This is a genomic window from Mesotoga infera (assembly GCA_011045915.1).
GTDB lineage: Bacteria > Thermotogota > Thermotogae > Petrotogales > Kosmotogaceae > Mesotoga > Mesotoga infera_D.
The window spans coordinates 1-10,653 of sequence record DSBT01000161.1 but is presented as its reverse complement, the minus strand read 5'-3'; the positions used below and the strand labels follow the sequence as shown (position 1 = coordinate 10,653).

At 49.4% G+C, this 10,653-nt stretch carries 11 protein-coding genes, 1 tRNA gene and 1 pseudogene; 3 read left to right on the top strand and 10 right to left on the bottom strand.

Features of this window, described 5'->3' with window-relative positions:
- Nucleotides 1-110: 110 nt before the first annotated feature.
- Nucleotides 111-186: transfer RNA gene (locus tag ENN47_05735), tRNA-Pro, on the bottom strand.
- Nucleotides 187-395: 209 nt separating this feature from the next.
- Nucleotides 396-741 (bottom strand): annotated as a pseudogene (locus ENN47_05730) (hypothetical protein).
- Between the two features lie 263 nt (nucleotides 742-1,004).
- Here ENN47_05730 and ENN47_05725 point away from each other — a divergent pair.
- The gene (locus tag ENN47_05725; protein ID HDP77673.1) at nucleotides 1,005-1,376 is read left to right on the top strand and encodes a dinitrogenase iron-molybdenum cofactor biosynthesis protein; all 372 of its coding nucleotides are present in this window, start codon (nucleotides 1,005-1,007) and stop codon (nucleotides 1,374-1,376) included.
- A gap of 12 nt (nucleotides 1,377-1,388) precedes the next feature.
- Nucleotides 1,389-1,751, top strand: coding sequence for a PadR family transcriptional regulator (locus ENN47_05720; protein ID HDP77672.1), 363 nt, complete (start codon nucleotides 1,389-1,391; stop codon nucleotides 1,749-1,751).
- A gap of 19 nt (nucleotides 1,752-1,770) precedes the next feature.
- On the opposite strand, the gene ENN47_05715 is transcribed toward ENN47_05720, so the two are convergent.
- From ENN47_05715 to ENN47_05705, 3 genes are read right to left on the bottom strand one after another with little or no spacing between them, the layout of a single operon-like run.
- Nucleotides 1,771-2,733, bottom strand: coding sequence for a D-cysteine desulfhydrase family protein (locus ENN47_05715; protein HDP77671.1), 963 nt, complete (start codon nucleotides 2,731-2,733; stop codon nucleotides 1,771-1,773).
- 4 nt (nucleotides 2,734-2,737) lie between these two features.
- A complete protein-coding gene (locus ENN47_05710; GenBank protein ID HDP77670.1) occupies nucleotides 2,738-4,000 on the bottom strand; it encodes a M48 family peptidase in 1,263 nt (420 codons plus the stop codon).
- Entirely contained in the window at nucleotides 3,993-4,439 is a 447-nt protein-coding gene (locus tag ENN47_05705; GenBank protein ID HDP77669.1) for a hypothetical protein, read from the bottom strand. The genes ENN47_05710 and ENN47_05705 overlap by 8 nt, the downstream gene beginning before the upstream one ends.
- A 176-nt stretch (nucleotides 4,440-4,615) precedes the next feature.
- Between ENN47_05705 and ENN47_05700 the strand changes: the two genes are divergently transcribed.
- On the top strand, nucleotides 4,616-5,944 hold the full coding sequence (locus tag ENN47_05700; GenBank protein HDP77668.1) for a mechanosensitive ion channel: 1,329 nt from the start codon (nucleotides 4,616-4,618) through the stop codon (nucleotides 5,942-5,944).
- 17 nt (nucleotides 5,945-5,961) lie between these two features.
- Here ENN47_05700 and ENN47_05695 read toward each other — a convergent pair whose 3' ends face one another.
- The 5 genes from ENN47_05695 to ENN47_05675 form a co-directional block, all read right to left on the bottom strand.
- Nucleotides 5,962-6,705: an ABC transporter permease gene (locus tag ENN47_05695; protein HDP77667.1), complete on the bottom strand. Its 744-nt coding sequence runs from the start codon at nucleotides 6,703-6,705 to the stop codon at nucleotides 5,962-5,964.
- Nucleotides 6,686-7,783, bottom strand: coding sequence for an ABC transporter ATP-binding protein (locus ENN47_05690; protein ID HDP77666.1), 1,098 nt, complete (start codon nucleotides 7,781-7,783; stop codon nucleotides 6,686-6,688). The genes ENN47_05695 and ENN47_05690 overlap by 20 nt, the downstream gene beginning before the upstream one ends.
- Nucleotides 7,776-8,951 (bottom strand): ABC transporter permease, encoded by a 1,176-nt coding sequence (locus ENN47_05685; GenBank protein ID HDP77665.1) that lies wholly within the window; start codon nucleotides 8,949-8,951, stop codon nucleotides 7,776-7,778. Before ENN47_05685 ends, ENN47_05690 begins: the two co-directional genes overlap by 8 nt.
- 5 nt (nucleotides 8,952-8,956) lie before the next feature.
- The gene (locus ENN47_05680) at nucleotides 8,957-9,862 is read right to left on the bottom strand and encodes an ABC transporter substrate-binding protein (GenBank protein HDP77664.1); all 906 of its coding nucleotides are present in this window, start codon (nucleotides 9,860-9,862) and stop codon (nucleotides 8,957-8,959) included.
- Between the two features lie 200 nt (nucleotides 9,863-10,062).
- A partial coding sequence (locus ENN47_05675) for an FAD-containing oxidoreductase (protein HDP77663.1) occupies nucleotides 10,063-10,653 on the bottom strand: 591 nt, incomplete at its 5' end.

Below are 10,653 nucleotides of genomic sequence, written 5' to 3'. Positions count from 1 at the left end.
GTTGTAATAGCTTCCCGGAAGAACGCATGAACCAAGAGTCTTCTTGAGAAGGACATCTAAAGTATAACCCGTTCTAATATGAAAAAACCCCCGAACGAATCGAGGGTTCTTGGTCGGGGCGACTGGACTTGAACCAGCGACCTTCTGCGCCCCATGCAGACACGCTTCCAACTGCGCTACGCCCCGTACTCGAAGATTCTATCACAGTTGGGATAACCTTTCAAGGTAGAACGACGCCCCGAGCAGCCTTCAAACAATGAAAAGTTGCTCTGCGGGCTACTCCCTGACCTCGAATGTGAGGAAGTCGATCTCTATACCGTTGTTGTCCGAGTCATTCAATCTGAAGTCGTAGAATCCGACATCCCATGGAGCGGTAAATACTATCAAACCGTCTGTCATGCCTCCGACATAAGCATACTGAATGTCGTGCAGGTCGTTTTCGGACTCGCTTCCATGCGGAATATCCGAGGGAACGATTCCTATCCAAGCGTAAGACCCGAGTCCCGAAGTTCCGAAGAAATAGAGATTTATCTCTTCACCGGGAACGAAAACGACTTTGTCGAGGCTCATGTACTTGGATTCCAAGGGAAACTCATCGTCCGCAACGTATACCAGGCTCTCGATTTCATCGAGATAGAATTCGTAGATTGAACCGTCTTTCAGAGTGATTACCAATAGACCATTCGCAAATGCAGTGATCCATAGTGCCGCAATTACCAGTAAAGCAAAAGTCTTTTTCATGCCGCACCTCCTCTATGATGATTCTCTCACAATTGCTCATTAGGACGGCCGTCCTTTCACGCCTCCCTCAAGAACTATTGCTTCACCAGAAACAGATGAACAGTCTCAACAACAGGAGTCATACTAGTCATTTGTTTCCGGCTAAGCCATGAAACTGATCTCCCCTTGAGGAAGAGCAACTCAGATCGCAGATGCTATCATAACTCGGTCTTGTTCAAATGCTATAATATATGAGAGATGGATATAGGTAAGGAGGTAGTTTCGTGAAAATCGCTATTCCAACTATTGATAATAACGGTCTAAAATCAAGGATTTCAGAGCATTTCGGTCATTCTCCGTTCTTCGCATTCGTAACAGTTGAGAACAACGGGATTGTCTCTCACGAAATCGAGACAAACCCTCTCGAACAGCACGAGCCGGGTGAGATCCCGGGTTACGTTAAGAACAAAGGCGCCAATGTGATAATAACAAGAGGCATGGGCGGCCGGGCAAGACAGTTCTTCGAGACGCTGGGCGTACATGCCATTACAGGTGCCAGCGGGACCGTCGAAGAGCTAGTAAGAACCTACATTGAAGGCGAGCTTTCCAGTGTTGAATACGAGCCCGAAGACCGCGGAAAGTTCCACGATCATTAAGCGGAGACTATTATGAGAAATATGAGGGGAAGACGGATGGGAATGGGCAGGTCATGGATCGAACTGTATCTGCTTCTTCTTATCGCCGAAAAACCTGCTCATGGTTATGAGCTTTCTTCCAGGATCAACGACTTCGAGATCCCAATCTTCGGTGTCGGTCAGATGGGGAGTCTTTACCGTGTGCTGGGCAGTCTAGAAGAAATGGGACTTATAACCTCTGAATGGGACACAGAGAACACTGGCCCGGCAAAAAAGAACTACAAGATTACGACGGCCGGCCTCGAATACCTGAAAACATCGGAGCTCAAGATAAAGAGATTCAGGGAGAACGTCGACAAGTTTCTGAAAAGACTGAACGACCTGAACAGAATATAAAGCCCTGCATCGCAGGGCTTTACTTTATGTAAGTAGCCGGATTGTCGAACAACTTGAACAGCCCTCCGGTATGAATAAAGACGACCCTCTTCCCGGCAAATCTTTCCTTTGAGATCTGAAGCATTCCCCTGAAGGCCTTGGCCGTATAAACTGGGTCGAGAAAGAAGGCTCGCTCCCTGGCTAGGCTCTTTATAAGTTCTATATCCTCTTCCGAAGGCACGGCATAAGCGGGTCCCGAGAAGTCATCGACTATCTTGATCTCTCCGTCGTCTATCGATACATCTATTCCGTACTCTTTCATCTCCCCAATAAGTCTCTTTGTCTTTTCCAGGAAGAGTGAGGAAGGATCCTTCGTGACGTTAATACCTATGACTTCGGCGTTGTAACCCAGCGTCCTGAGCCCAGCCAGAATTCCCGCATAGGTTCCGGCGCTGCCGACCGCCGTGAAGATGGCTTCAACATGATCGAGATTTATCTGGCCCGACAGTTCTTTGACGGCGTCCACATATCCCCTTGCGCCAAGCGCGTTTGAGCCGCCCTCGGGGATCAGGTAGACTTTGCTGCCCTTCTTCTCGTATTCTTCCTTCTTCGTGGCGAAGATCTCATCTATTCTCGAATACTCCTCCTTGGTCACGTAATGGATGTCGCTTCCGGCCATGGTGTCTAGAAGGACGTTCCCTTGAGGAATCTCCATCGGCCTTCCCCTGAGGAAGAGAACCGGCTGTATTCCAAGCGATCTCGCCGCCATCGCAGTCGCCCTGCAGTGATTCGACTGAATGCCCCCGCAAGTGAATACCGTATCTGCTTTCTTTTCCAGAGCATCTTTTAGAAGATACTCGAGCTTTCTGATCTTGTTTCCGCTCGTGATGAAGCCGGTCAACTCATCATGCTTACAGAAAAGTTCAAACGGAAGGTCGAGGTACTCCTCAACCCATTCAAGCCTGCTTACAGGCGTCACACAGTTAATGAACTTCAGTTTCAAGATATCACCCCCTACTCTTTCTTTCGTCTATATTAGAGACCATTGTGTTCAGCTTTTCAATTCGCTCCCATGATGGCGGATGCGAGTAATACAGGGCAGCGTACATAGGATGTGGGCTGAGATTCGACAGATTCGACACTGAGAGGTTCTTAAGGGCTCCGATCATCGGTTGCGGATTACCGGTAATCTGCGCCGCATAACTGTCGGCCTCAAATTCCCACTTCCTGCTTATGAACGAGTCTATCCAGTCAAGAACCGTGAAGACCGAAGACAGGAAGATCCCCGCATAAAGCAGAATCGTGTATTTCTCTGAGATACCAAACATGCCGGTAGCTGTGTCGCTTTCAACGATCAACCATAGAAGGAATACGGCGAAAACCGTAACCGCGTTAGATAATAACATCCCCTTGAGTATGTGTTTACGCTTGAAGTGACCGGCCTCATGGGCGAAGATCGCCTCTATCTCTTCAGAAGAATGCTTCTCGAGGAGGCTGTCGTAAAGGACTATCCTCTTTGCTCTTCCGATGCCCGTGAAAAAGGCATTTGTGTGGCCGGTTTTTCTCGATGCATCCATAACGAGGATCGATTTGACCGCGAAACCGGATTTCTCGGCAATCGCTCTAATCCTTTTCATAAGGTCCTCATCTTCAAGAGGCTTCAGCTTGTAGAAGAGGGGAAGAATGATTGTGGGGAAGATCAGCTGGGTGAGAAACTCAAATGCAATCACTCCGATAAGCAAGTAGACCCACCAGTACGTAAACGAGTCGATAGCGAGAAGCGCAAGATACATGAGCGGAATTCCGATTAGCGCAACCAGAAGCAGGACTTTCAGTTTATCTATAACAAAAGTCCTTGGTGTCGTCCGATTGAAGCCATATCTGTTCTCCAAAACGAATGTCGAGTAAACCGAAAAGGGGAGAGAGATTGCGAAAGAAATCGCGGCGATCGAGATGAAAAAGATGAGGCCGCGCACCGCAAAGCCCTCCGCCAATTTCGTCGAAAGAGATTCGATTGCCCTGAATGCCCAGAAGATCCCCAAACTCAGTACCAGAAGGTTTACGATAGAAGAGACCATAACAATAGTTCCCTTGGCTCTCGTATATTTCACAGACTTTTCGATGAGATCATCATTGAAGACGTCTCGCAAGTTATCTGGAAGTGAGACCTTAGAAAGCTTAGCATTTCTATGGTTGAGGGACAGCAAATAGAGTTCGAAGAAAGCGATTACATAGACAACGAGAAGAAAGATTGTCTCAAAGCTAGTCATCAACTTCTCTCTCTCTCAAGTATTCTTCAACCTCGTCCTTGCCAAGCTTTCGGATCTGCCCTTCAGCCACCGGTCTGAATTCCTCTGTTTCGTGAAGCGCTTCTCCCAGAGGGCATCTCTTCTCCGGGTTTTCGAGAAGAAAGTTCATCAGCCCGTCTTTATCCTTGAAAATCTTGTAGAAGACCTTCGCTCCATCTGTGAGTTCGTAGATGCCGCAAGGTCCGTTGAATAGCGCTTCGGCTGCCCGGAGGTAAAGCATTGCGTCATTGAAAGAACTGAAGGAGGATCGGGGCCCGTGTCTTTCCCGTTCATCGTCCTCCATGCAAATTGCCCTGCCGCACGTGGAACAGACATATTGAACATGGTTCGTCAGGCAATCTTCGGGGTTCTTAAGCGGCGTCGCCCTGTTGTCACTAGAGAAGCATTCGGGACATTTCAACTCACTCACCTCCAATATACTATTTTACGACATTGTGGCGATCTCTGTAACCCTCTGTTCCGGTGAATCTGTAATGAAATTTCCATTGACTCGTATATCCATTCAGATTTCGGAAACCGTAGTACAAGTAGCCCTTATACACCTGTGATGTTATTATTGTCTCTAGAGGCGATCAGGTGGTAGACATCTTTGCCGGGTGGTTTTCGGCCCTCGGACTCAGCGAGACTTTTGACTTGGTACTTGCCAACATAGTTGTTGGAATAATCATGATAGTCGTGGCCTTCTTATCCAAATACATCTTCGAAAAGGTCCTGATTAAACCCATTGAGCTTATTGTGAGAAAATCTGCATTCAAATGGGACGATTATCTGATAAAGCACAAACTTCTCTATAAGATAGCACTGATGATACCTGCAATAGTCATCGCTCTCTTCGCCCGTGCATTCCCTGCGATAGAGAGCTTGATCTACAAGCTGGTTACGACATACCTGATATTCATTGCGGCTGTAGTTGTCGACGCCTTCCTTGACGTCTTCACAAGCGCCTACCAGTCTCTAGAAACCTCCAGAGATAAGCCGATAAAGAGCTATATGACCGTAGTCAAGATCATGATCTACATAGTGGCCGGAGTCATCGCGGTATCCGTGCTGACCGGAATCTCTCCATGGGGGATTCTGAGTGGGATCGGAGCAATGACGGCCGTTCTTCTGGTAGTTTTCAGAGATTCGCTACTGGGACTGGTCGCCAGCATTCAGATCTCGAAGAACAATCTCGTCAGCATAGGCGACTGGATAGAGGTTCCGAAATTTCAGGCCGACGGAGACGTTATAGACATTACACTTACGACGATCAGGATCCAGAACTGGGACAAGACAATAACCACAATTCCCTCCTACGCCTTAATCTCGGAATCCTTCAAGAACTGGAAGGGGATGTTTCAGGCCGGGGGAAGGCGGATCAAGAGATCGGTATTCATAGACAACTCCTCGATTCGCTTTTTGGATGACGAGTTGTACGATAGACTCTACAGAATCGAGATTCTCAGGCCTTATCTCGAAAGCAGGAAGAAAGAGATAGAGGAATTCAACAGGAAGAACGAGATAGATGTGAGCGAACCGGTCAATGGCAGAAGGATGACGAATATCGGGACCTTCAGGGCATATCTGACCGCATATCTACGGAACCATCCCGGAACCAACAAAGACATGATAATCATGGTAAGACAGCTTCAAGCGGCAGATACCGGCCTTCCTCTTGAGATCTACTGTTTCAGCAAGGATACTTCCTGGGTAAACTATGAATCATTACAGTCTGACATCTTCGATCATATTTTTGCCTCCATGCCCCACTTCGGGCTAAGGCTCTTCCAGAACCCCTCGGGGAGAGACGTGAGGGCACTCGGCGATCTCTTCGTGAGCGGCAAAATTTCCGTTCCACGTCCTTCAAGCGGCGGCTCCTCCGCAATCAACAATCACGAGGATAGACCGCTCGATCATCAGCAGTAGCTGGTCCGGCAATCTTCTTACTCCGAGGAAAAGCTCTTCTCTATATTCCCCAGCAGCGAATCGGCCGAAAAGGCAAGAAGGGCGGCAGGAATGGCTCCTTCCAGTATGAAGGCGGGATTCTCCGACACAAGCCCCGCCGTTATGGGCGATCCAAGTCCGCCGGCTCCTATAGTGGCTCCGACGGTCGCCGTCCCGATATTTATAACAACAGATATCCGTATTCCCGACATAATAACCTTTAGAGCGAGAGGAAGCTCGATCTTGAAGAGTACCTGCCAGGAAGACATACCCATACCGTAAGCCGCTTCGCGAACTTCGGAGGGGATATTCTCTATACCGGTTATCGTGTTTCTTACGATAGGTAGAAATCCATACAGGAGCAGAGCGGCGACCGTGGGCTTGAACCCGAATCCAAGAAGAGGAACAGCAAGGGCAAGCACCGCAACGGGCGGAAAGGTCTGTCCGAGAGAGCTGAGATTGGAGACGAGTGGCAGATACTGCCTTCCTAGCGGCCTCGTAACAAGAACGCCAATCGAAATACCTATTACAGTTGCAAGTCCGCTCGAGACAATCACCATCCACAGGTGTTCGCCAACCAGTTCCAGCAGGGTACCCCTGGGGTGAAGAACCTCCCTCTCTTCCGGAAAGAGCCATCTTAGAAAGCTCTCCCAGAGAGCCATGTTGGATATGAGCAGAATGAATGCCAGAAGAAATATCCCAAGGATTATCCAGGATATGACTCTACTCTTCTTCTCTGTCACTCTTGGTCAACTCCTGAATTTTCGATAGACTTATCTGGCCTAGAAAATGGCCCGATCTCTCAACGACCGGCAGAGCCATAGTTCCGCTTTCAAGCATTCTCGAGAGCGCTTCCTTCACTGTGCTGTCGGGGCTCAAAATCTCTTCCTCCAGCATCTCAGTCAGAGCTTCTCTGAGCGGAAGCTCTCTGCTGGAATGAGAAACATCTACCCATCCGATGAGTTTCTTCCTATCGTCCAGCGCCCAGACGAATTCCTCTTTTGTGACACCCAGCTGCTCCCAGCCGCCGTTAATGTCTATCGTTTCGCTTTTCTCTATGTACTCAAGAACGGGAATTCTCGAGAGCCTCTTCAGAGCCCTGTCGGAGCCCATGAAATCATGAACGAACTTCTCTACCGGCCTTGCGAGAATCTCTTCGGGCGTGTCGAACTGGAGAATTCTTCCCCCTTTCATAACGGCAATTTTATCTGCCAGTCTTATCGCCTCATCTATATCGTGAGTCACGAAGACAATTGTTTTGTGCAGTTCCTCCTGAATTCTGGCAAATTCATCCTGAAGCCTGACTCTCGTAAGAGGGTCGACCGCCCCGAAAGGTTCGTCCATTAGAATTATCGGCGGATCTGCTGCAAGAGCTCTCGCAACTCCCACCCTCTGGGCTTCGCCGCCCGACAACTCTTTGGGAAGCTTGTTTGCGTAGGACTTCGGCTCCAGTCCGACCAGCTGAAGCAATTCTTCCACCCGAACGTCGATCTTCGATCTCTCCCACTTCAGCAGTTTGGGCACGGTGGCGATGTTGTCCTTAACCGACATGTGGGGAAAGAGTCCCACATTCTGGATGACGTAGCCTATTCCTCTCCTGAGCTGCCTGATATCCATCTCAGTTACATCGCTGCCGTCTATGAGAATCCTGCCGGCTGTAGGTCTGATTATACGGTTTATCATCTTGAGAGTCGTTGTCTTCCCGCATCCAGACGGCCCGATAAGAACTGTAAGCTCTCTCGAAGGAATCTCGAACGTAATATCTTTTACGGCTACGGTCTCTTCATCGTATTCCTTTGTAACTTTCTCGAATCTAATCATCGGCTCCCTCCGAAACAAGCCCTCTGGGCGTCAGAATAGCTATCAGCAACTGCATAAGAGAATCGACTATCAGCGCGAGAGCCACGATCGGCAACGCCCCTAGCAGCACTAGATCCATTGCGGCCTGACCAAGCCCCTGAAAGACGAAAACACCAAGACCCCCCGCACCAATGAGAGCTGCCATCGTAGTGTTGCCCACCGCCTGAACGGCCGCCGTTCTCACGCCTGCCAGAACTACCGGAAGCGAGATCGGAATCTCGACCTTCCCTAGAACCTGAAATCTGCTCATTCCCATGGCCCTTGCAGCCTCAACCGTATCGACCGGAATCACCTTCAGACTCGAATAAGTATTCCTGACTATCGGGAGCAACGAATAAAGAATCAAAGCTATCATCGCTGGAGCCCAACCCACGCCGGTTATTCCTATCTCCCTCAGAAAAGGCAGACTGCGAGAAAGATAGGAAAGGGGAGCGATCAGCAGCCCAAAGAGAGCTATACTGGGAATCGTCTGAATGAAATTCACCACCCCGAAAACCGGCTTCTCTATCTTGGGAGACCTGTTAGCCACTATTCCAAGAGGCACTCCGATTATCACTCCGGAGACTACGGCTCCACCGGCTATCATAAGATGCCTCACCGTCTCCTCGAGAAACCTGTCGCTCCTGTTTGCGTACTCCTTCATGATCGCAAGCTCCTTGAGATGACCTGAGACAAGCATTATGAGAAAGGAGGCAATAGGAATCAATACAAGAAACGCGGAGAGTACCTTCTTATCTTTTAGCCTTCTTCTGGCAGCGAATACGACTATGTAGCCTGCCAGAAGCAGAAGCCACAGCCCTGTAGAGGGTGAAACTCTGGCGAACGGACCTGTTGCCGAGGCGATGGAGAGTGCGTGGCTCCCGGCAAGAAAAAAACCGAAAAGAGGTACAAGTCCTGCAACAATGCCCATAAGAAAAGCGTATTTACTGTAAGAAAGAAAGAAGATGGCAACCGAGGCGGCTGCAAGAGATAACAGCCCGACTATCGAGAAGCTTCCCAGGCTTACCGGCAGGGCTTCGGAAATCCTTGTCTCCTTAACCGAAAGAAAGCCCGGAATTACGAGCGAAAACAACATGATGGCCATTCCCAGAATGGCCATCACATCTCTTCGTCTGCCAATAAACTTCATGGATCCTAATCAATCAAGGACTTCGATCTCAGGAACTGCTCAGCAACATAACCCGCATCCAGACCTTCGATAGCTATCGAAGCGTTGAGAGACTGCAAACTCTCCAGGTCCAGTGATTCGAAGACGGGTTTCAGGAGTCCTTCGATCTCGGGATACATTTCGTAGACCTCTTTTCTCACTATGGGAGCGGGTTCGTAGACGGGCTGTACGCCTTTGGTGTCCTCAAGAACGACAAGTCTGAGGGCCGAGAGCGCCCCGTCCGTACCGTATGCCATAGCGAGATTGACTCCGTCTATATTCTGAGCGGCAGCCCTGATCGTCTGAGCGGTGTTTCCACCGGAGAAGGCGAGAAGCTGATCGTTGGAAAGCTCAAAACCATATGCCTCCTGGAAGGCGGGCATCGCATCGGGCCTCGTCAGGAACTCTTCGGAAGCGGCCAGCTTGATGAATCCCCCGCCGTTCACGTATGTCGCAAGGTCTTCGAGGGTCTTGATTCCCTCACTGTCGGAAAGATCCTTTCTGATCGCCAGAGCCCAGGTATTGTTCGCAGGAGCTGGAGTAAGCCAGACGAGACCGTTCCTTTCCAGATCCAGGGTCTTCACAGTCTCGTATCCCGACTTCGCGTTCTTCCATACCATGGGATCTGTGTTGTCAAAGAAGAAGCCTCCGTTTCCGGTGTACTCGGGGTAGATATCGATCTCACCAGCGATGATCGCCTTTCTGATGACACTCGTCGTGCCGAATTCTGTCTTGTCATTTACCTCGAAACCGTTCTTTTCCAGGATGATGACAATCATCTGACCGAGCAGAGCTCCTTCTGTATCAATCTTCGATGCCACCGTAATCGGCCCCTTCAGTGCCAAACCAATCACAGTTATCAATAATAGCGCTATTAGCATTATTCTCTTCACAACAACCAACCTCCATTGTTTGTATTGCCGATAATTATACTCAATTTAATTGTACACTATCACCGAAAATTTTCAATGCATTGCTACCTCTGTAGATTCGTCTGACTTTTGTAGAGAGCTAAGGCGCATTCGCGGAATCTCCTGTTTCCTCACTGTCGAAAAGCTCAAGAAAGAATCCCGGCGAGTATTCGCCTTGCCGCTCAGCCATCCAGCGTCATGAAGAGATTGTTCAGCGATTCCACGAGCGTCGGGTGAGCGAAGACGCCGTCTCTCAACGAGGTGTAAGGAAGACCGCCCATCATTGCTATCTGAACTGCAGACATAATCTCGCCGCCCTCCACTCCCAGAATTGCGGCTCCAATTATCTGATCTGTTTTCGAATCGACAAGAGCCTTCATCATTCCCCTGGTCTCATCCGTTTCGATTGCCCGCGCCACTCTATCAAAAGGCAGCTTTGCCACACGAAAGTCACGTCCCTGACTCGATGCTTCTTTCTCGGAGAGACCGATTCTTCCAAGCTGGGGATCTATGAATACGACATACGGGACAAACCTCTCTTCAATCGTCGAGCTTCCTCCGTTCAAGAGGTTCTGCTTCAATACTCTGAAGTCGTCGTAAGAAATATGTGTGAAGGCCGGTCCACCTTTAACATCGCCTATCGCGTAGACTCCCTCCGACGTGGTCTCCAGTTTGTTGTTTACCTTTATGAATCCCCAATCGTCAACCTGAACCCCGCTCTTTTCCAGATTCAGGTCGGGAGTATTGGGTAACCTGCCGGTCGCGAGCAGCAG